Annotated in this window: 16 protein-coding genes; 12 read left to right on the top strand and 4 right to left on the bottom strand. The window is 64.0% G+C overall.

What is annotated here, in order from left to right; genetic code table 11:
- Positions 1–21: 21 nt before the first annotated feature.
- Positions 22–1035 (bottom strand): UDP-glucose 4-epimerase GalE, encoded by a 1014-nt coding sequence (galE, locus tag V1290_RS07595; RefSeq protein WP_334363810.1) that lies wholly within the window; start codon positions 1033–1035, stop codon positions 22–24.
- A 128-nt stretch (positions 1036–1163) separates the two neighbouring features.
- Between galE and V1290_RS07590 the strand changes: the two genes are divergently transcribed.
- Positions 1164–2210 (top strand): glycosyltransferase family 4 protein, encoded by a 1047-nt coding sequence (locus V1290_RS07590; RefSeq protein ID WP_334363809.1) that lies wholly within the window; start codon positions 1164–1166, stop codon positions 2208–2210.
- On the opposite strand, the gene waaF is transcribed toward V1290_RS07590, so the two are convergent.
- Complete coding sequence (waaF, locus tag V1290_RS07585) at positions 2192–3256, bottom strand: lipopolysaccharide heptosyltransferase II (RefSeq protein ID WP_334363808.1); 1065 nt, start codon at positions 3254–3256, stop codon at positions 2192–2194. The genes V1290_RS07590 and waaF overlap by 19 nt on opposite strands.
- Positions 3257–3420: 164 nt before the next feature.
- Between waaF and rfaD the strand changes: the two genes are divergently transcribed.
- The 5 genes from rfaD to V1290_RS07560 all read left to right on the top strand — a co-directional run bounded on the left by rfaD (position 3421) and on the right by V1290_RS07560 (position 10428).
- Complete coding sequence (rfaD, locus tag V1290_RS07580) at positions 3421–4398, top strand: ADP-glyceromanno-heptose 6-epimerase (RefSeq protein WP_334363807.1); 978 nt, start codon at positions 3421–3423, stop codon at positions 4396–4398.
- An 18-nt stretch (positions 4399–4416) separates the two neighbouring features.
- Positions 4417–5889, top strand: coding sequence for a D-glycero-beta-D-manno-heptose-7-phosphate kinase (rfaE1, locus tag V1290_RS07575; RefSeq protein ID WP_334363806.1), 1473 nt, complete (start codon positions 4417–4419; stop codon positions 5887–5889).
- A 65-nt stretch (positions 5890–5954) separates the two neighbouring features.
- The gene (locus V1290_RS07570; RefSeq protein ID WP_334368960.1) at positions 5955–7175 is read left to right on the top strand and encodes an O-antigen ligase family protein; all 1221 of its coding nucleotides are present in this window, start codon (positions 5955–5957) and stop codon (positions 7173–7175) included.
- An 85-nt stretch (positions 7176–7260) separates the two neighbouring features.
- The gene (locus V1290_RS07565) at positions 7261–9177 is read left to right on the top strand and encodes an SDR family NAD(P)-dependent oxidoreductase (protein ID WP_334363805.1); all 1917 of its coding nucleotides are present in this window, start codon (positions 7261–7263) and stop codon (positions 9175–9177) included.
- 57 nt (positions 9178–9234) lie between these two features.
- Positions 9235–10428 (top strand): glycosyltransferase family 4 protein, encoded by a 1194-nt coding sequence (locus V1290_RS07560; protein ID WP_334363804.1) that lies wholly within the window; start codon positions 9235–9237, stop codon positions 10426–10428.
- 5 nt (positions 10429–10433) lie between these two features.
- Here V1290_RS07560 and V1290_RS07555 read toward each other — a convergent pair whose 3' ends face one another.
- Positions 10434–11456: a glycosyl transferase gene (locus V1290_RS07555; RefSeq protein ID WP_334363803.1), complete on the bottom strand. Its 1023-nt coding sequence runs from the start codon at positions 11454–11456 to the stop codon at positions 10434–10436.
- 28 nt (positions 11457–11484) lie between these two features.
- The gene (locus V1290_RS07550) at positions 11485–12444 is read right to left on the bottom strand and encodes a lysylphosphatidylglycerol synthase transmembrane domain-containing protein (RefSeq protein ID WP_334363802.1); all 960 of its coding nucleotides are present in this window, start codon (positions 12442–12444) and stop codon (positions 11485–11487) included.
- Positions 12445–12626: 182 nt separating this feature from the next.
- Between V1290_RS07550 and V1290_RS07545 the strand changes: the two genes are divergently transcribed.
- The 6 genes from V1290_RS07545 to V1290_RS07520 all read left to right on the top strand — a co-directional run bounded on the left by V1290_RS07545 (position 12627) and on the right by V1290_RS07520 (position 21538).
- Positions 12627–13616 carry an NAD-dependent epimerase gene (locus V1290_RS07545; RefSeq protein ID WP_334363801.1) on the top strand — a complete coding sequence of 330 codons (990 nt, stop codon included), beginning with the start codon at positions 12627–12629 and terminating at the stop codon, positions 13614–13616.
- Positions 13617–13628: 12 nt separating this feature from the next.
- Positions 13629–15041, top strand: a complete 1413-nt coding sequence (locus V1290_RS07540; protein WP_334363800.1) for a mannose-1-phosphate guanylyltransferase/mannose-6-phosphate isomerase — start codon at positions 13629–13631, stop codon at positions 15039–15041.
- 172 nt (positions 15042–15213) lie between these two features.
- On the top strand, positions 15214–16230 hold the full coding sequence (locus V1290_RS07535) for a Gfo/Idh/MocA family oxidoreductase (RefSeq protein WP_334363799.1): 1017 nt from the start codon (positions 15214–15216) through the stop codon (positions 16228–16230).
- 27 nt (positions 16231–16257) lie between these two features.
- The gene (locus tag V1290_RS07530) at positions 16258–17409 is read left to right on the top strand and encodes a DegT/DnrJ/EryC1/StrS family aminotransferase (RefSeq protein ID WP_334363798.1); all 1152 of its coding nucleotides are present in this window, start codon (positions 16258–16260) and stop codon (positions 17407–17409) included.
- Between the two features lie 113 nt (positions 17410–17522).
- Positions 17523–19064, top strand: coding sequence for a murein biosynthesis integral membrane protein MurJ (gene murJ / locus V1290_RS07525; protein ID WP_334363797.1), 1542 nt, complete (start codon positions 17523–17525; stop codon positions 19062–19064).
- Between the two features lie 164 nt (positions 19065–19228).
- On the top strand, positions 19229–21538 hold the full coding sequence (locus tag V1290_RS07520) for a xanthine dehydrogenase family protein molybdopterin-binding subunit (RefSeq protein WP_334363796.1): 2310 nt from the start codon (positions 19229–19231) through the stop codon (positions 21536–21538).
- The last annotated feature ends 75 nt before the right edge of the window (positions 21539–21613 follow it).

The raw sequence follows: 21613 nt of genomic DNA, 5'->3' as shown, positions 1-21613 counted from the left end.
AAGCCAAATAAGCGCTTGATTTCAGGCTGATTCCGCACGCTGCGGAAGGCCGCCGCGCTCGCTGAACAGCCTCTTTTCCCAGGTCAGCGCGTGGCCAGCGATGGTTTCGAGATTATCGTATTGCGGCGTCCACTCCAGCATCGAACGAATGCGGCTGGTGTCGGCAACCATGGTCACGATGTCGCCGGGGCGGCGCGGCGCATATTGAACCGCGAAATTGCGCATCGAGACGCGGCGGACGGCCTCGACGGTTTCCAGCACCGAATAGCCGCGGCCGTAGCCGCAGTTCAGCGTGATCGAGCTTCCGCCGCCTCGCAGGTATGACAGCGCGGCGCGATGGGCCTCCGCGAGATCGCTGACATGGATGAAATCGCGAATGCAGCTTCCGTCCGGCGTCGGGTAGTCGGTTCCGTACACGTCGACCTTGGCGCGCTGTCCGGTGGCGGCTTCGACCGCAATCTTGAGCAGATGCGTCGCGCCGACGGTCGAGAGACCGCAGCGGCCGTTCGGATCGGCGCCGGCGACGTTGAAATAGCGCAACACGACGTATTTCATGTCGTGGGCACCGGCGACGTCATGCAGCATGATTTCAGTCATCAGCTTGGATGAGCCGTAAGGCGACATCGGCCGCGTCGGCGCATGTTCCGGCACCGGCACCTGGTCCGGATTGCCATAGACGGCAGCCGTTGACGAAAAGATGAAGCGGCTGACGCCGGCCTTCACCGCTGAATTCAAGAGGCTGCGGGTCGTCATGGTGTTGTTGCGGTAATAGCCGAGCGGATCGCGCATCGAATCCGGCACCACGACGGAGCCTGCGAAATGAATGATGCTCTCGACGCGGTGCTGGGCGATCACGCCCTCGACGAGGTTTTCGTCGCCGGCGTCGCCGATGAACAGCGGCACGGGGCGGGGCAAAAGTGAGGAAAATCCGGTGGACAGGTTGTCGATCACGACGACGCTTTCGCCGGCGTCCACCAGCGCATGAACCGTATGACTTCCGATATAGCCGGCGCCACCGGTGACGAGCACGGTCATGGGTCACCTCTCCCGATTTATTTGCAGGCGATGCTAGCTGTGGTGCGGTGAAGAGGGGGTTTCGGCGCCGGCGAACTGGCCACTATGCTTAATGTTGCGTATAGGAACTGGCCGAAACGGAGCCGGACGTGCCGATCGAGAACAATTTGGCCAGTGATCTGCAGCTGATCGTGCCGAATCTGCACAGGCGCTATTCGGGCGTGACGGCGACCAACCGGATGGTGGCGCCGAAGCTCGCGCAGATGTACCGCGCAGCATGGCTCGGGCCGCACGCGCCCGACGGCATCGCGCGGATGGGTTTTGCGGATGTGTTGAAACTCTGGCACCGCCGCAACTCCGTGATCTGGCACGCGCGGCGCAACGACGAGATGATTGTCGGCGTCTTGCTGCGTGCGCTGGGCTGGCCGCTGAAACTGGTCTTCACCTCGGCGGCGCAGCGGCATCACACCTGGCTGACGCGCTGGCTGATCCGGCAGATGGATGCCGTGATCGCGACCTCCGAGCTGTCAGCGTCCTTTCTCAAGCGCGAGGCGACGGTGGTGATGCACGGCGTCGATACCAACGCCTACACACCGCCGGCAGATCGCGCAGCGGCGTTTGCCGAGGCGAAACTGCCGGGACATTACGCGATCGGCTGCTTCGGGCGGGTGCGCGCGCAAAAGGGCACGGATGTGTTCGTCGAGGCGATGTGCCGGTTGCTGCCGCGCTACCCGGATTTCACCGCTGTCATCGTCGGCGCGGTCGTGCCGGAGCAGCAGGGTTTTGCCGATGGCTTGAAACGACAGATCGAGGCGGCCGGGCTGCAATCGCGCATCGTCATCACGGGCGAGCTCGAAATCGAGGAAGTACAGCGCTGGTATCAGCGGCTGACGATCTACGCGTTCACCTCGCGCAATGAAGGCTTTGGCCTGACGCTGATCGAGGCGATGGCGGCAGGCGCGGCGCTGGTGGCGGCGCGGGCAGGCGCAGCGGAGTTCGTGGTCGAGGACGGCGTGACCGGCGTGCTGGCGCCGCCGGGCGATACTGAGGCGCTGGTCGCGGCGCTTGAGCCTTTGATGCGCGATCCGGCCTCGGCACATGCGATGGGCGAGCGGGCGCGTGCGCGCGTGCTGGAAAAGTTCAGTCTTGAGGCGGAGGCTAATGCGATCGCCGCAGTCTATCGCACGCTCGATTGAGCCATCACGCGCTGCGCGATGTCGGCCACCTCGGCCGCCGCAATGTCGCGCATGCAGCGGTGGTCGTTCATGGTGCAGACTGTGCGCTGGCAGGGCTGGCAGGATAGCTTTGATTTGGTCTGCAACACTGTGGCGGCAAGGCCGTTCAGCGGCGCCCAGAGATAGGGGCTGGTGGGGCCGAAAATGCCCATGGTCGGCGTGCCGATCGCAGCCGCGATGTGCATCAGGCCGGAGTCGTTCGAGATCGCCACGCTCGCCGCCGCCATCGCCAGTATGCCGTTGCGCAGATCAGTGCCGGTGAGGTCGCGGGCCTTGCCGCCGGTGGTGGAGACGATTTCCTGCGCCAGTGTCTTTTCGCCGGGACCGCCGACCACCCAGACGTCGAGGCCGCGCTCGATCAGGAGCCGCGCGGCTTCCGGATAATAAGTCCATCGCTTTGAGGCGCCGACGGAGCCCGGGCCGAGCGCTACGGCGGGACCCGTGCCAAGCCCGCTCGCCTGCCGCCAGCGGGCGGCTTCCTCCAGCGGAACCACGAGCTGCGGCACCGGCCATTCCGGCGGCAGCGGTGCGCTATCGGGCAGCGCCAGCGCGGCATTCTTGTCGATAAAGCGGGGCAGGGCCTTTTCGCCCCAGCGCATCCGGTTGATCAGGCCAAATCGCGCCTCGCCGAAAAAGCCGACGCGCTCGGGAATCCCGGCCAGCGCGGGCGCAATCGCCGCCTTCCAGGTGCGGGGCAGGACGAGGGCGGTTCCATAGCCGCGGGCGCGCAGTTCGGTGGCGAGCCCCCGCTGTTTGGCCAGCGCAAGCCGGCTGCGCGGCAGGTTCCAGACAATGCCCGCCCGGACGCCGGGCATATAGTCAACCAGCGGTGCGCAAAGGGGGGTCACCAGGAGGTCGACCGGGCGGTTCGGCCAGCGCTGCTTCAATACCCGCACCACCGTATGGCCGCGGACGAAATCGCCAATCCACATATAGGGAACGATCAGGATAGGCCTGGTGTCAGCGCTATCTTCCATTTCGATCCCATTTAGTGAATTTAAGTTCATATCTTGACTGTTTCGCCGCTAACCAATTGCAGGCCCGTCGGTAACCGCTCCAAGGCGACACGTAAAGCCGGTCGATTCGGTCTTGGATTCGCTGAGAAGCAAAGTTGCCTGCCGCGCGGGAGTGAGGCAAAGCTTTCGCCCGAACAATCATGGCAGGGGATGGCATGTTGCTGGTGACCGGGGGTGCCGGTTTTATCGGGTCGAACGTCGTGGGTGCGTTGAATGACGTCGGCCGGGACGTTGCCGTGTGCGACGTGCTCGGCCATGACGGCAAATGGCGCAATCTGGCCAAACGCCGGCTGGCCGATTTTGTGCCGCCTTCGGAACTGATGGACTGGCTGAAGGGCCGCCGGCTGGAGGCGGTCGTCCATCTCGGCGCCATTTCCGAGACCACGGCAACCGACGGCGACCTGGTGATCGAGACCAATTTCCGCTTGTCGATGCGGTTGCTCGACTGGTGCACGGCCAACGCCACGCCGCTGATCTACGCGTCCTCGGCCGCGACCTATGGCGACGGCAGCAGTGGCTTTCGCGACGACCAGTCAATGGACGCGCTGAAGCGGCTGCGGCCGATGAACCTCTATGGCTGGAGCAAGCATCTGTTCGACATGGCGGTCGCCGAACGCTCAGCGCGCGGCGAACGGCTGCCGCCGCAATGGGCGGGATTGAAGTTCTTCAACGTGTTCGGCCCCAACGAATATCACAAGGGCACGATGATGAGCGTGCTGGCGCGGCGCTTCGACGACATCAAGGCCGGCCGTCCGGTGCAATTGTTCAAGTCGCATCGGGAAGGGATCGCCGACGGGGAACAGCGGCGCGACTTCATCTATGTCGACGACGTCGTGCGCGTCACGATGTGGCTGCTCTCGACGCCATCGGTCAGCGGCATCTTTAACGTCGGAACCGGCACGGCGCGCAGCTTTCGCGATCTGATGCTGTCGGCCTATGCCGCGCTCGGCATCACACCGAACATCCAGTATATCGACATGCCCGAGCAGATCCGCGGCAGCTATCAGTACTTCACCCAGAGCGAAGTCGATCAGCTGCTGAATGCCGGGTATAATGGTGGTTTCACCGCGCTCGAAGACGCGGTCGAGACCTACGTGAAGGCTTTTCTCAATCGTCCCGATCGCTTTCGCTGATGGGCACCAGGTAGACAGATGTTCGATTTTGAAGCCCTGAGCCAGGTGATCCCAAATCAGACCGTGCTCTGCGTCGGCGATCTCATGCTCGACGAGTTCGTCTATGGCGACGTGTCCCGTGTTTCGCCGGAAGCACCGGCGCCCGTTATCGCGGTCCAGCGTAGCGAGACCAATGTCGGCGGTGCCGGCAACGTCGCGCGCAACATCACCTCGCTCGGCGCACGCTGCATCTTTGCCGGCCTGATCGGCGAAGACGAGGCGGGTGCGAAGCTGAAGGCCGATCTGGCGCGGGAAAGCCTGATCGAGGCCGTGCTGGTATCAGATCCTTCCCGTCCGACCACGCGCAAGGTGCGCTTCGTCTCCGAGCATTTTTCCACCCATATGCTGCGCGCGGATTGGGAGCAGGCCGTGCCGGCCTCGGCCGACGTCGAGCAGCGGCTGATCGATGCGATCCTGCCGCTTATGCCCCGCGCCGACATCGTGCTGCTGTCCGACTATGCCAAGGGCGTGCTGACGGCGCGCGTCATCCGCAACACCATCGACGCCGCGAAAAAGCTCGGCAAGCGCGTGGTCGTCGATCCCAAGAGCGCAAATTTCGCGATCTATCGCGGCGCCACGCTGCTGACTCCCAACCGCAAGGAGTTTGCCGAAGCGACCCGCAGCCGCGCCGACACTGACCAGAACATTGCCGAGGCGGCGCAGGACGCGATGTACCTTGCCGACTGCGAGGCCATGCTGGTAACGCAAAGCGAACACGGCATGACGCTGGTGGTTCGCGGCGGCGAGGCGATCCATGTGCCGGCGCTTCCGGTCAAGGTACGCGACGTCTCGGGCGCGGGTGACACGGTTGCCGCGGTGCTGGCGTTGACGCTTGCTGCCCAGGCCGATTGGGAGACGGCGCTCAGGATGGCGAACGCGGCGGCCGCGGTCGCGGTCGGCAAGAAGGGCACCGCTACCGTCACGCCCGCGGAGCTGCGGCGGAAAATCCTGCCGCATGCGTCGCTGGCGGCCGAAGAGAAGATCGTGCCGGCAGGCGGCGATCTCGCGATGCCTCTGGCGGAGTGGCGCCGGCAGGGGCTGCGCATCGGCTTCACCAATGGCTGCTTCGATATTCTGCATCCCGGCCACGTCAAAGTGCTGACGGCGGCGCGCGGCACCTGCGACCGCCTGATCGTCGGCCTCAACAGCGATGCCTCGGTGAAACGATTGAAGGGCGAGGGACGCCCGGTGCAGGATGAGCGGGCGCGCGCCGAAGTGCTGGCAGCGCTGGAGGCGGTCGATCTCGTCGCGATCTTCGCGGAGGACACGCCGATCGACCTGATCACGCGGGTGAGGCCGAGCGTGCTGGTCAAGGGCGGCGATTATACGCGCGAGCAGGTCGTCGGCCACGAGATCGTCGAGGCTACCGGCGGCGAGGTCGTGCTTGTCGATATCCTGCCGGGCCACAGCACGACGTCGCTGGTCGGCCGCGCCCGGGGAGGCAAGGCGTGAACGCGAACGCAGCTTCGTCGCCGATCGCCAAGGCGCTGCCGATCTGGCGCGATCCGGCCGCATGGATGAAGGTGAGCGACGTCGTCGCGGTCCTGCTTGCGCTGTCGCTGCCATGGTCGACTTCGCTGGTCGGCATTTTCGGCGCTGTGCTTCTGGCCACGGTTGCGCCGACGGTCGAGTTGAAGGGCTTTCTTGCCTCGCTGAAGCGCCCGATTTCTGCGCTGCCGATCGCCCTGTTCGTTCTGGCGTTTGTTGGAACCCTGTGGTCGGACGCCGCTTGGGGCGCGCGATTCTATGCCGTGGGGCCGGCCGCGAAGCTCCTGGTACTTCCGGTCCTGCTCTATCATTTCGAGCGCTCGGCGCGCGGGTCGTGGGTGTTTGTGGCGTTCCTCGCTTCGTGCACGCTCTTGATGCTGATGTCCTGGCTGGTGTTTTTGCGTCCCGAACTTTCGTTGCGGACGCCGGAGCTCGCCGCACGCGGCATCTTTGTCAAGAACTACATCGCCCAGAGTCAGGAATTCACGCTGTGCGCGGTTGCGCTGGCCTATCCGGTCATCATGCTGCTGCGGGCAAAGCGGACTGCGCTGGCCGTGCTGCTCACCGCCATCGCCTTCGGCTTCTTCGTCAACATGGCGTTCCTGGTGGTGTCGCGCACGGCATTGGTCACGGTGCCGATCATGTTCGCGGTGTTTGCGCTGTTGCATCTGAGGTGGCGCAGCATCGTCATCATCCTGTGCGTAGCGGCCGCGTTCGCCGCCGTTGCCTGGCAGACCTCGCCGGCGTTGCGCCGGACCGCGGAGACGTTTACCCGGGAATACCAGCTCTACAAGGAACAAAACATTCCGACATCGATCGGGCTGCGGCTCGAGTTCTGGCGGAAGTCTCTCGGTTTCTTTGCCGAGGCACCGCTGATCGGCCATGGCACGGGCGCGACGCGCGGCCTGTTCGAGCGCGTCGCCACGCACGGCTCATACCAGGCCAGCAGCGAAGTGATCGGAAACCCCCATAACCAGACGCTCAACGTCGCGGTGCAATGGGGCATTGTCGGTGTCGTCATGCTGTACGCGATGTGGCTGTTGCACCTGTTCCTGTTCCGTGGCGATGGGCTTGCGAATTGGATCGGGCTTTTGGTCGTAGTGCAGAATATCTTCACCTCGCTATTCAACTCCCACATCTTCGACTTCCATGAAGGCTGGATGTATGTGCTGGGCGTCGGAGTTGCCGGAGGCATGGTGCTGCGCGCCAGGTCAGAGGCGGCGGAATCTTCCGGAACAGCCCGGCCATGATCGCTGGCATGCACGCCGCAGATAAGATATCAGCGGGCGAGGAACGCCCCGCGAAGCCCGATCGTCTCCGCAGCCGGCCAATGGAATGACGCCTCTTTCGCAATTGACCCGTCGCAATTACCTGATCGCAGCGCACGATGGGTTGGCGACCGCGCTTGCGCTGCTCGCGAGCTTCTACCTGCGGTTCGAGGGAGGCGAGGCCTTCTATGACCGGCTGCCGCCGCTGCTGAAGATTCTACCGCTGTTCGTCGCCTTCAGCATCGTTATCTGCTACGTCTTCAATCTGACGACCACGAAATGGCGTTTCATTTCGCTTCCTGATGCACTGAATATCCTGCGCGTGGCGACCACTCTGGCGGTCGCGCTTATCGTGCTGGACTACGCCTTCATTTTCGCCGCATCGAACGGCAAGGCGCCGGTGCTGTTCGGCCGTATCACCATCGTGCTCTACTGGTTCCTGCAAGTGTTCGCGCTGAGCGCACTCCGCTTCGGATATCGCTATTTCCGTTACACGCGGGTTCGCCGCCATGCCCGGACCGAAGGCGCATCGGCAACGCTGTTGATTGGCCGCGCCGCCGACGCCGAGGTGCTGTTGCGCGCGATCGAGAGCGGCGCAGTCAAGCAGCTTTGGCCGGTTGGCGTGCTGTCGCCTTCGGCCGCGGACCGCGGGCAGTCGATCCGCAACGTGCCGGTGCTGGGCGGGATCGACGATGTCGAGGACGTGGTCCGCGATTATGCCGGACGGGGAAAGCCGATTTCGCGGGTCGTCATGACGCCGTCGGCGTTCGAACCCGAGGCGCATCCCGAGGCGGTTCTGATGCGGGCCAAGCGGCTCGGGCTATTTGTCAGCCGCCTGCCGTCGCTCGAAGGCGGCGACGTGCCGAGGCTGACCAATGTCGCCGTCGAAGACCTTTTGCTGCGGCCAAGCGAGAAGATCGATTACGCGCGGCTTGAAACGCTGGTGAAGGGCAAGGCAGTGATCGTCACCGGCGGCGGTGGCTCGATCGGTTCGGAGATATGCGACCGCGTCGCGACCTTTGGCGCTGCGCGGCTGTTGGTGATCGAGCACTCGGAGCCGGCGCTTTACGCAGTCACGGAAGCGCTGACGGCACGCGCAGCCAATGCCGCCATCGAAGGCCGAATCGCCGACATCCGCGATCGCGACCGGATCATAAACCTGATGCGGGAGTTCAAGCCGGATATCGTGTTCCATGCCGCCGCGCTGAAGCACGTGCCGATCCTCGAGCGCGATTGGAGCGAGGGCGTCAAGACCAACATCTTCGGATCGGTCAATGTCGCCGATGCCGCGCGGGCGGCGGGCGCAGAAGCCATGGTGATGATCTCGACCGACAAGGCGATCGAGCCGGTCTCGATGCTGGGCCTGACCAAGCGCTTCGCCGAAATGTATTGTCAGGCGCTCGACCACGACCTGATGACGCAATCGGAGGGCAAGCCGCACATGAGGCTGATCTCGGTGCGGTTCGGCAACGTGCTGGCCTCGAACGGATCGGTGGTGCCGAAATTCAAGGCGCAGATCGAGGCCGGCGGTCCTGTCACGGTGACGCATCCGGACATGGTCCGGTACTTCATGACCATCCGCGAAGCCTGCGATCTCGTGCTGACCGCAGCCACGCACGCGCTGACGCCGGCGCGGCCCGACGTCTCCGTCTATGTCCTCAACATGGGACAGCCGGTGAAGATCGTGGAGCTTGCCGAGCGGATGATCCGCCTTTCCGGCCTCGAACCGGGCGTCGACATCGAGGTGGTGTTCACCGGCATACGGCCGGGCGAGCGGCTGAACGAGATCCTGTTCGCCACCGAGGAGCCGACGGTCGAGATCGGGGTCGCCGGCATCATGGCGGCGAAGCCGAATGAGCCGCCGATGCAGACCTTGTGCAAATGGCTTGCGGCGCTGGAGGATGCAATCGCGCGCGATGACCGCTCCACCATCCGTGCGGTGCTCAAGGATGCCGTGCCGGAATTCGGATCGAACGCCGCCTGATTTTGCTGCCTCGCCTGGTCCGTCCCCGCGGCCATTCGTGCCCCTTCGGAAGCCATGATGCAGAAGTCCGGAAAAGTCGTCGTCGTCAGCCAGCATTATCCGCCCGATCCGAGCACGACGGCGGCGATCATGGCCGCGATTTCCGACCACGTGGCGCAGGAGGCCGAGGTGACGGTGCTGTCGGGAACGGCGGGCTCCGCGATCTCGGCGCAAGCGGGCAAGCCTGAGGTCGTCGAGGTCAAGAACTGGATGCCGGGCAAGGGCGCGCTGGGAAGGCGCGCCGTGGCCGAATTGCTGTTCACGGTCCGGATGTTTTTCGTGCTGCTGGCGAGGTTGCGGCGCGGCGACGTCACGCTGACCGTGCCGGCGCCCTTCATGCTGCCTTACGCTTTTGCCGCCGCGGCCAGATTGAAAGGCGCGAGATCAGCGCTGATCATGCACGATCTCTATCCCGACGTCCTCGTCATGGCTGGCCTGTTGAAGCCGCAGTCGATCGTGGCGAAAGCGATGCGCGCCTTGAACGCGCCGATGTTTCGCGCGCTCGATGCCGTCGTCATCATTGGCCGCGACACCGAGAAGCTGCTGCTGCGCTATGGCGGAATGACAAGTGACAAGATCCGCTTCATTCCGAACTGGGCGACACTTGCACGTGGCGTTCGCGCGATCGACCCGGACAATCCGTACCGCCGCTCGCTTTCCGCCCGCTTCGTCGTCGGACTGTCTGGCAATCTCGGCTTTACCCACGATCCCGTCATCGTGTTCGAAGCGGCGCGCCTGCTGCGCGACGACAAGGATATACACTTCCTGCTGTCGGGCTGGGGGATCGGGTTCGACCAGTTGAAGGCCCTGCAGGCCGAGGCAAAACTTCCCAACGTCACCCTGGTCGACCGCGTCGAGGACGAGCAGTTGGAGGCCTTTCTTTCGGCCGCGGACGCCTGGATCATTCCGTATCGCAAGAACGTTGCCGGCATATCGGTGCCGAGCCGGTTCTACAATCTGCTGGCGATCGGCCGTCCAGTGATCCTGGTTTCCGAAGCGGATGCCGAAGCGGCGTTGACGGTGACCGAGCACGATGTCGGCTGGGTCGTCGAACCCGGCAAGGCCGATGAACTGGCGAAAACGGTCGGTCGTGCCGCCGCTTCCATTGACCGGCAACGGGCCGAGCGCGCAGCTGAAATCTCCAAGCGCTTCGATTTTGAGATCGCCATGGACGACTATTGCGGGCTAATCCGGGAACTCGCGCAGAAGTAGCTGGATCAGACGCGAGACGGTTGACGGCGTGAGAAACGGTGCATCAAGACCGCCGTCGCGGCGCCTCCAGCACCGAGTAACAGGCCGGCTATCGCAGCGGACGAGGTCATGGCCGCGCCGACCGCCAGCGTAGCCAGCACGAGGTTGAGCGCGAACACTTCGCTCACCACGCGCGATACCGAAAAGCCGTTGTCGGTGGCGCGCTGATAGAAGTGGGTGCGATGCGCGGCCCAGAACGGCTCGCGCCGCGCGACGCGCCGTAGCAGCGTGGCGGTCGCATCGGCGAGGTAATAGAGCGGCAACAGCAGCGCCGCTGCCACTTGCTGATGCCAGGCGAGTTGCAAGAGACACCAGCCCACCAACAAGCCGATCGGCAGGCTGCCGACGTCCCCGAGAAAGATTTTTGCTACCGGCCGGTTGAAGGGCGCGAAGCCGAGCATCGCGCCGAACAGTGCTGCGGCGGCGACCATCGTTGACGCCGGAAGTCCGCCGAGCCAGCCGAGCAGAACGAGTGCGCCGGTGATGGGCACGATCTCGGCGACCGTCATCAGGTCCAACCCGTCCATGAAGTTGACGAGGTTCACGAACCACAGCCCTGCGAGGATCAGGAGGCCGCGCTCGAGCCAGAGCGGGCAGGCAGGAACGATCCGTAAGCTGTCGGGGGCGACCAAGATCACCGCCGCGACGGTCAGTCCCTGCAGCAACAGCCGCGGCACCACGGGAATTGAGTTGACGTCATCGGCGAAGCCGACGGCCGCGATGAACAGCGTCGCGCCGAACACGGCGACGGGAATTCTCATCTCCGCCGCGTCGGCAAGCGCGATGACCGCAGCCGCCGCGATCAGCGTGGCCGCGATCACCGCGACGCCCGCGCCCTGCGGTGTCGGAACCCGATGGGAAGAGCGCGCATTCGGTTTTGCCAGCACTATCCGCACCATCAGCGGCCGGATCGCCCATGTCAGGACGGCCGACAACAGCGCAGCCGTCGCTACTGTGGCAAACGACAGCAATAGTTGCGAATTGGCCATTCTACCCGCGCGGCATGTTGTTCGAAAATTATTTGGGAACTTCGATCGGCGTTACGCCCTGCGCGGCTTTCTCGGCGCTGAAAATCCAGACCAGGCCGCCGATCGCGCCGACGATGAAGGATACCGCGCCATAGAGCAGGGAGATGTTGACGCCCTCGTTGGCCATCAGGCCGGCATACCCGAACGCCAGCCCCATGGTGGCTTCGCGGACACCCCAGCCGGCAATCGAGATCGGCAGCATGGTGATCAGCATGACGGGCGGAACAAGCTGGAAGATCTGGCCGAACACAACGGGGGCGGCGATCGACTGCACCACGCACCAGGCGATGACGACGGCAAGCACGTGCACCAATAACGACAGCACCGCGACTTTCGGGCCGTGAGTGCGGCTGAACAGCACGCGATTGGCGATCACCGAGCAGGCGTGGATGTGATGGGTGCCCCACCAGTGCTTCAGCCACGGCCACCGCAGCCTGCCGAGCAGGAGAAATCCGAGGCCACCGGCAAGCGCCGCGAAATCGACGAACAGCAGCGCCGACCTGCCATGGGGATCGGTGATCAGGCGATAGCTCCACGGCAGGCTCGCAACGATGACGACGGCGAGCGCGATCAGGCCGATGGCACGGTCGACGAAGATGGAATAGGTCGCCGCCCGCCAGCCGGCGCCGTTGCGCGCGACGAGCCATAGCCTGACCGCATCGCCGCCGATCGAGGACGGTAGCGTCTGGTTGAAGAACATCCCGATCACGTTGAAGCGCATCGCCTGCCGGGTCGGCAGCGGCGCGCCGCATTCCGCCCCGATCTCGCGCCATCGCAGGACGCCGACGAATATCTGGAGGAACGACACGGCAATCGCCACGCCGATCCAGGCCAGGCTGGAAACGTCGATGCGGGCCGCGAGGTCGGCGAGGTCGACCTTGCGCAACGAGAAATACAAGAGCGCCGCCGAGACCAGTATCTTCAATGTCGAAAGCAGGATTCGGCGCATCTCGCCCGTGCCGGGTTTGAGAAGGGGGTGCAAAAAGCGATGCAATTCGGGCGCCTTGGTATGGTTTTCGGGCCGATCTGGCAATAGCGGGACTGGTAGGTGTTGCGGTGGCCTCGGCAACGCAGGTAAAGAGGCCTGGCGACAGAAATTTCAGCCATCGAGCGGCGCCTTCCAAGGATACGATGCCGGATCAACCCATATTGGTCACCGGAGCTGCGGGTTTCATCGGCTTCCACGTTGCGCGCCGGCTGCTGGCCGAAGGCCGCGCCGTGATCGGGCTCGACAATCTCAACGACTATTACGATCCGGCGTTGAAGCGGGCGCGGCTGGAGGTTCTGCGCCGGGAGCAGGGTTTCACATTCGAGCAGATCGATCTCGCTAGTCGCACGTCAGTGGAACACCTGTTCGCCAAACACCGCTTTCCAAGCGTGGTGCATCTCGCAGCCCAGGCCGGCGTGCGTTATTCGATCGATCATCCGCACGCCTATGTCGATGCCAATCTAGCGGGCTTCGTCAACGTGCTGGAAGGCTGCCGGCATCATGGATGCGGCCATCTGGTCTACGCCTCGTCCTCATCGGTCTACGGCGCCAATACGAAACTACCGTTTTCGGTGGAGGACAAGACCGACCATCCGATCAGCCTCTATGCCGCCACCAAGAAGGCCAATGAGCTGATCGCGCATTCCTACAGCCATCTCTACCGTCTTCCGGTAACGGGCCTGCGGTTCTTCACCATCTATGGGCCATGGGGACGGCCCGACATGGCGGTTTATCTGTTTACCAAGGCGATCGTGGAGGGTACCCCGATCAGGCTCTTTAACCATGGCAGGATGCGACGCGACTTTACCTATATCGAGGACGTGACGCGTGCCGTATTGCGGCTGGTCGACCAGGCCCCGCGCGACGGCGGGCAGGGCGCCGGGGCGCCGGCAAAAGTCTACAATGTCGGCAATAATCATCCGGAAGAGCTGACCCATGTGGTAGCGGTTTTAGAGCGGGAATTGGGCCGCGCGGCGGTCAAGGAGATGCTGCCGATGCAGCCCGGAGATGTGACCGAGACTTTTGCTGACGTAACCGAACTGATGCGCGACACCGGCTTCAGGCCGCAGACTTCGATCGAGGAAGGGCTTCGCGACTTCGTTGCCTGGTATCGCGACTACCACAGGATTTGATTTGAGGCGCCGATGAACCGACGAATTATTCCTCTCATCATGTGTGGCGGCGCCGGAACGCGGCTGTGGCCGGCCTCGCGCGAGGTTCATCCCAAGCAGTTCCTGTCCCTGTTCGGCGCGCGTTCGACGTTCCAGGATACGCTGTTGCGGGTTTCGGATGCTGGTCTGTTCGAACGGCCCGTCATCATCACCAACAACGCCTATCGCTTCATGGTGCTCGAGCAACTGGCGGAGATCGGACGGGAAGCCGACGTGCTTCTCGAACCGATGCGGCGTGATTCCGGGCCTGCGATCGCGGCCGGCGCCGCCTTTGCGCAAGCGCGCGACAAGGGCGCCATCGTGCTGGCGCTCGCCGCCGACCATGTGGTGCGCGACACGCCCGCTTTCCTCGCCGCCTGCCGCGAAGGGCTGGCTGCCGCGGAAGCCGGGCACATCGTGACGTTCGGCGTGCAGCCCGAACGCGCCGCCACCGAATATGGCTACATCAATCCCGGCGAACTCATTTCCGGCAAGGTTCGCGCAGTCGCGAAGTTCGTCGAGAAGCCCGATCCGGCAACCGCTGCTGATTACGTCAAGTCGGGCTATCTCTGGAATAGCGGCAACTTCATGTTCCGCGCTGCCGTGCTGTCGGATGAGTATGGCAAGGTCGATGCGGACAGCGTCCAAGCCGTCACTGATGCCGTGACGAAGGCAGGCGCCGACCTCGGCTTCGTCAAGCTTGACGAGGCCGCGTTCGGATCGGCGAAATCGATCTCGATCGACTATGCGGTGATGGAGAAGACCTCGCGTGCCGCGGTCGTGCCGGTCGCGTGCGGCTGGTCCGATGTCGGCTCCTGGCATGCGGTGTGGGAATTGTCCGGCAAGGACGGCGAGGGCAACGCGGCGCGCGGCGCAGCCGTGTTTGAGGATTCGCGCAATTGCAACGTATCGACCGATCGCGCGCTCGTTGCGCTCGAAGGCGTCGACGACCTCGTGGTGGTCGCAACCCAGGACGCCGTGCTGGTGAGCCGGCAGAAGGACGCCAACGGGCTGAAGCGGCTGGTCGCGAAACTGAAGACAGTGGCGCCGCAGGTGACGGAAGACCACATCAGGGTGCATCGGCCCTGGGGATCCTATCAGTCGGTCGACAATGGCGATCGGCATCAGGTCAAGCGGATCATCGTCAAGCCGGGCGGGCGGCTGTCGCTGCAGAAACACCACCACCGCGCCGAGCACTGGATCGTGGTGCGCGGAACGGCGCAGGTGACGGTCAACGAACTGGTCAAGACCGTGCACGAGAACGAATCGATCTACATCCCGATCGGCGCCGTGCACCGGTTGGAAAATCCGGGCAAGATCCAGCTCGAGCTGATCGAGGTCCAGACCGGCAGCTATTTCGGCGAGGACGACATCATCCGCATCGAGGACGACTACCAGCGCAGTTGAGCAGACCGTAGTTCTACCGAGTCGACGGTTGTAATTGTTTGAATCAAAACGTGTCCGAAAACCGCCGATCGCGTTCGCCACATCTGTGATGGCGTGCTAGAGAACCGCCGGGGATACTACCGGCGCGGTTCTGCCTAGAATCTGCCTAGAATCTGCTTGGGGTCGACAAAACATGAGTTCCAAAGGGTCCGCATTCGACGCGAAGGCCGACGCAAAACGCGGCTTGCGCGTCGGCGTAGTCGGCGCGGGTGTGATGGGCAGCAACCATGCCCGCGTGCTGGCCGGTCTACCCGGCGTGACGCTGGTCGGCATTGTCGATCCGTTACCCGAACACCGCGCGCGCGCCACCGCGCTCGCCGGCTGCCGTGCGTTCGCCGAACTCGACGAGCTGTTTGACGAGGGCGTCGATGCCGTGACGATCGCGGCGCCGACCCATCTCCATCACGAGATTGCGCTCGCCTGCATTACCCGCAACATCCACCTCTTGGTCGAGAAGCCGGTGGCCTCGACCGTCGAGGAAGGGCAGGACATCGTCAATGCGGCGCGTAGTGCCGGCGTGACGCTGATGGTCGGCCATGTCGAGCGCTTCAATCCGGCAGTCGCCGCGATCAAGCAGGCGATCTCGGGCGAGGACATTCTTTCGATCGGCATCACCCGCGTCGGGCCGTTTCCGCCGCGGATGTCCAATGTTGGCGTCGTGATCGATCTCGCCGTCCACGATATCGACCTGATCCGCTGGTTCACCGAGTCCGATATCGTCGAGGTGCAGCCGCAGCTTTCCAGCGCGGTTGCCGAGCGCGAGGACATCGCGCTCTTGCAGTTCCGCACCGCCTCCGGCGTGCTTGCCCATATCAACACCAACTGGCTGACCCCGTTCAAGGCGCGCAGCGTTACGGTCGCAACCCGCGGCAAATATGTGATGGGCGATCTTTTGACACGGCAGGTGACCGAGTGCTTCGGTTTCAAGCCCGACGGCAGCTACTCGATGCGGCATCTGCCCGTCGGTCATGACGAACCGCTACGCGCCGAGCTGATCGCATTCCTCGATGCCGTCCGCACGGGCAATATGCCGGCGGTTTCCGGCGACGAGGGCGTCGCCAGTCTTGAAATCGCCATTCGCTGCCTCGAGCAGCCCGCCAAGCCCGCGGCCTCCGCCGCGCGCAAGGGGCCGCGCCGTATCGCCGGCTGAATTCCTTCCAGAACCGAGCAAGACTCCATGAACCAGCACATGCGCCCAGAACCCGTTCCCTTCGCTGATATCGCTGCGCAGCGCCGCCGGCTCGGCAAATCGATCGATGAGGCCGTTGCCCGCGTGCTCGATCACTGCCAGTTCATCAACGGACCGGAGGTCACTGAGCTGGAAGCCGCGCTGGCAAAATTTTGCGGCGCCAAGCATGTGGTGAGCTGCGCCAGCGGCACCGACGCGCTGCTGATGGTGCTGATGGCGAAAAATATCGGCCCAGGCGATGCCGTGCTGTGTCCGTCCTTCACTTTTTGCGCGACCGGCGAGGTGGTGGTGCTGACCGGTGCCACGCCCGTCTTCGTCGATGTCGATGAGGTGACCTTCAACATCGACCCCGGCTCGCTCAAGCGCGGAATCGCGACGGCGCGGCAGCGTGGCCTGAATCCGCGCGCCGTCATTCCGGTCGACCTGTTTGGACAGCCGGCCGACCAGGACGCGATCAGCGCCATCGCCGAAGCCGAGGGCCTGTTCGTGCTCAACGACGCCGCCCAGAGCTTTGGCGCCACCTACAAGGGCCGCCGGCTCGGCACCTTCGGTCTGGCGACCACCACCAGCTTCTTTCCCGCAAAGCCGCTCGGCTGCTTCGGGGACGGCGGCGCGATCTTCACCGACGACGATGCGCTGGCCGAAACGCTGCGCAGCATCCGCGTCCACGGCCAGGGCTCGGACAAATACGACAACGTCCGTGTCGGGCTTACCGCGCGGCTCGACACCATGCAGGCTGCGATTCTGATCGAGAAGCTAAAAATCTTCGAGGACGAGATCGCGGCGCGCAATGTGGTCGCGGAGCGCTATGCGCGGGGGCTCGGCAATGTCGTGACGGTGCCCCGTCTTGCCAGCGGCTGCAGCTCGATCTGGGCCTGCTATACGATCCGCCTGCCCAAAGGCACGGACCGTGACCGCTTCGCTGCCGACCTCAAAGCGCATGGGATTCCGACCGCGATCTATTACGCGAAATCGATGCATCAGCAGACCGCCTATCGCGATTTCCCGGTCGCGGATGGCGGACTGCCGGCGTGCGAGAGCCTGTCCGCCGACGTCATCAGCCTGCCGATACATGCCTATCTCGAAGAGCCGACGCAGGAGCGGGTCATCAAGGCGGTACGCGGCGCGCTTCAGGCGTGAACCCGACCCGAAGGGCAGCGTCAGCAAGGTGGTGGCCGGTTTCGGTCAACATCAAGGCTAAGCTGCTAGCGGACTGATTTCCCCGTTTTGCGAATATGCGCTAGAAGCGGCGCATGCTTGGACGCATCTTCACCGTCGGCGGTTATACGCTGCTTTCGCGGCTGACCGGATTCGCGCGCGATATCATGCTCGCCGCGATTCTCGGCGCAGGCCCCGTCGCGGACGCGTTTTTCGTGGCGCTGCGGCTGCCCAATCATTTTCGCGCGATCTTCGCCGAAGGTGCCTTCAACGCTGCCTTCGTGCCGGCCTATGCGCATCTGCACGGCAAAAGCGAAGCATCGGCAAAACTGTTTGCCGATCGGATCTTCACGCTCTTGTTCGCCGCGCAGGTTGTTTTGCTGGTTGTGGCCTGGGTGTTCATGCCGGAAGTGATCGCCATTCTAGCGCCGGGGTTCAAGGACGATCCGGCGCGTGGCGAACTGGCGATTTCGCTGACGCGGATCACGTTTCCGTATTTGCTGCTGATCACGCTGGTGACGCTGTACGGCGGCATGCTCAATGTGATGCATCGCTTCGCCAGCGCTGCCGCCGCGCCGATCTTCCTCAATCTGTCGATGATGGCGACGCTGGCGCTGGCGGCGTTCTTTCCGGGCGCTGGCTACGCCGCCGCATGGGGCGTTCTGCTTGCCGGCATCCTTGAATTCCTGCTGCTGGCTGGCGACGCGGCCAAGACCGGCATCCTGCCGAAATTCGCTTTCGTCAAATTCGACGAAGACGTGCGTGCGTTCTTCCGGGCGCTGGGGCCTGCGACCATCGGCTCGATGGGAACGCAGATCGCGTTGTTCGCCGATACGATCATCGCGACCTTTCTGCCGGCAGGCGCGCTTTCGGCGCTGTATTATGCCGACCGTCTCAACCAGTTGCCGATCGGCGTGATCGGGATCGCGATCGGCACCGTGCTGCTGCCGGAAATGTCGCGGCGCCTCACGGCGAACGATATCACCGGTGCATCCGCCGCGCAGCGGCGGGCGTTCGAATTCTCGCTGCTGTTTTCGGTGCCCTTCGTCGCCGCCTTCCTCACCGTGCCTGACGTGATCATGCGCGCGATGTTTGCGCGCGGCGCGTTCTCGAACGCGGATGCGGTGGCTGCCGGCGCCACGCTGGCCGCTTACGCAATCGGACTCATCCCGTTCGTGACCATCCGCAGTGCAGTAGCGACCTTCTATGCCCGTCAGGACACCGCGACGCCGGTCAAGGCGGCACTGACCGGCGTTGCCGTCAACGTCGCACTGAAGGTCGCGCTGATGGGCGCGCTGGCACAAATCGGCCTGGCGCTCGCCACCGCCATTGCTGCCTGGGTCAATCTCTTGCTGGTGCTCGCCTTCGCGGTGCGGGCGGGCTACCTCGAGCTCGACCGCGCCTGGATGACGTCGCTCGCCAAGTTCGCCGCGGCCGGTGTCGTGCTCGGTGCCTCGTTGTGGGCCACCGCGCGATTCGCGAGCGTCTATTTTGCGCAGATGCACACGTTCCGCGATGAGACCGTGTTGGCGTTGCTGATTGCAGCCGGCGCGTTCGTGTACGGGGTCGCAATCATGCTGCTGTTCGGCAGGGGGTGGCTGTTTTCGCTCCTCCGCGATCGCCAATCCTCGCGCTAAATCTCTATAGTTAAACGAAAAATTCCGGCGAGCGCGCCCGGACGCAGCGCCGCGTGATCCGCATTGCGCCGCGATCACGAATTCGTCGGGCGAAAGCGGTTTGCGCTGAGCCGACAACCGCTGCAATATGGCGACCGCTCGAAACACCGGGAATTGGAGAGACGATGGCAGCTCCCATCAAGTTCGGCGTCGGTCAAAGCGTTCTTCGCAAGGAAGACGACGCGCTCATTCGCGGCAAGGGCCGCTATACCGACGACCATTCGCCACAGCCGGCGTTGCACGCGCTGATGCTGCGCTCGCCGCATGCGCACGCGAAGTTCACCCTCAACGTTACCAAGGCCCGCGGGATGCCGGGCGTGGCTGCGATCCTGACCGCCGACGACGTCAGGGATCTCGGCGACCTGCCGTGCCTGTTCAACCTGGAAGTCGATCCGTTCACTGGCCCGCCCTATCCGATTCTTCCCAAGGACGAGGTGCGCCATGTCGGCGACGCCGTCGCCTTCGTGGTCGCCGACACCATCGATCAGGCCCGTGACGCGATCGAGGCGATCGACGTCAACTGGACGCCGCTTCCGTCGGTGGTCGGCGTCGTCAACGCCGTGAAGAAAGACGCGCCGCTGGTCTGGCCTGACAAGCCCGGCAACGTGCTGTTCGACGTATCGATCGGCGACAAGAAGGCGGCTGAGGCCGCCTTTGCCAAGGCGCACGCGATCGCCGAGATATCGATCGTCAACCCGCGCGTCATCACCAACTTCATGGAGACGCGCGCCGCGGTCGCCGAATACGACGCCAAGCGCGATCATCTGACGCTGACCATCGGCAGCCAGGGCAGCCATCGCCTGCGCGAAATCCTGTGCGGCATGGTGCTGAAGATTCCGATGGAAAAGATGCGGGTGATCTGCCCCGACGTCGGCGGCGGCTTCGGCACAAAGCTCTTTCCTTACCGCGAGTATGCGCTGATTTCGGTGGCTGCGCGCAAGCTGCGCAAGACCATCAAATGGACCGCCGATCGCTCCGATCACTTCATGGGCGACGCGCAGGGCCGCGACAACGTCACGACGGCTAAGATGGCGTTGGCCGAGGACGGCAAATTCCTCGGCATGGACGTCGATCTGATGGGCGACATGGGCGCCTATCTCTCGACCTTTGGGCCCTACATCCCGCATGGCGGCGCCGGCATGCTGCCCGGGCTCTACGATATCCAGGCCTTCCATTGCCGCGTCCGCACCGTATTCACCAATACCGTGCCGGTCGACGCCTATCGCGGCGCCGGGCGCCCCGAAGCGGCGTATGTGGTCGAGCGGCTGGTCGATGCAGCGGCACGCAAGCTCGGGATGACGCCGGATGCGATCCGGCGCAAGAACTTCATTCCGCCGAAGGCGATGCCCTACAAGACCGCAACCGGAAAGGTCTACGATTCCGGTGACTTCACCGCGCATATGAAGCGCGCGATGGAAGTCGCCAACTGGAAGGAATTTCCCAAGCGCGCCAAGGCGGCGAAGAAGCAAGGTCTCGTGCGCGGCATCGGCATGTCCTGCTATGTCGAGATATGCGGCACGATGGGCGAGGAGACCGCCAACGTCGCGCTCGATCCCAACGGCGACATCAACATCCTGATCGGCACGCAGTCGAGCGGGCAGGGCCACCAGACGGCCTATGCGCAGCTCGTCGCCGAACAGTTCGGCGTAGCTCCGGAGCGCGTTCACGTCCTGCAGGGCGATACCGACAAGATCCCTACGGGCCTCGGTACCGGCGGCTCGTCGTCGATTCCGACCGGCGGCGTCAGCGTCGAGCGGGCCACGCGCGAACTCGGCAACAAGCTGAAGGAGATCGCGGCCGAAGCGCTGGAAACCAGCGCCGGCGACCTCGAGATCAGCAATGGCGTCGTGCGCATCGCCGGCACCGATCGCTCGATCAGCTTCGCCGACCTCGCGAAACGGCCAGGCGTCGATCCGTCGAAACTGAATGCCAGCGCGACGTTTGCGCAGGCCGACGGCACCTACCCGAACGGCACGCATCTCGCCGAAGTCGAGATCGATCCGGCAACCGGCATCATCAGAATCGTCAACTATGTCATCGTCGACGATTTCGGCGTCACGCTCAATCCGCTGCTGCTCGCCGGCCAGGTGCATGGCGGGGCGATGCAGGGCATCGGTCAGGCCTTGATGGAGCACGCGGTCTATAGCGCAACCGATGGCCAGCTCGTCACCGGCACCTTCATGGACTATGCGGTGCCGCGCGCTTCCGACGGCCCGTCATTCCATTTCGAAACGCACAATGTGCCATGCACGACCAATCCGCTCGGCGTCAAGGGCGCGGGCGAGGCGGGCGCGATCGGTTCCTGCCCCGCGGTGGTCAACGCGATCATCGAGGGCCTATGGCGCGAGTACAAGATCGACCACATCGACATGCCGGCCACGGCCGAGCGGGTCTGGATCGCAATCCGCGAGGCGCAGAAACAGCATAATCTCTGATATTTTGTCGCATGCGGAATGATGCGCCGAATGCGGTGTTTGCAAACAGCCGGTCTGCACCATCTTGGGGCCGGA

This window comes from Bradyrhizobium sp. AZCC 1578 (assembly GCF_036924675.1).
Classification (GTDB): Bacteria; Pseudomonadota; Alphaproteobacteria; order Rhizobiales; family Xanthobacteraceae; genus Bradyrhizobium.
The sequence above is the reverse complement of the archived record's forward strand: the minus strand, read 5'-3'. Positions and strand labels throughout refer to the sequence as shown.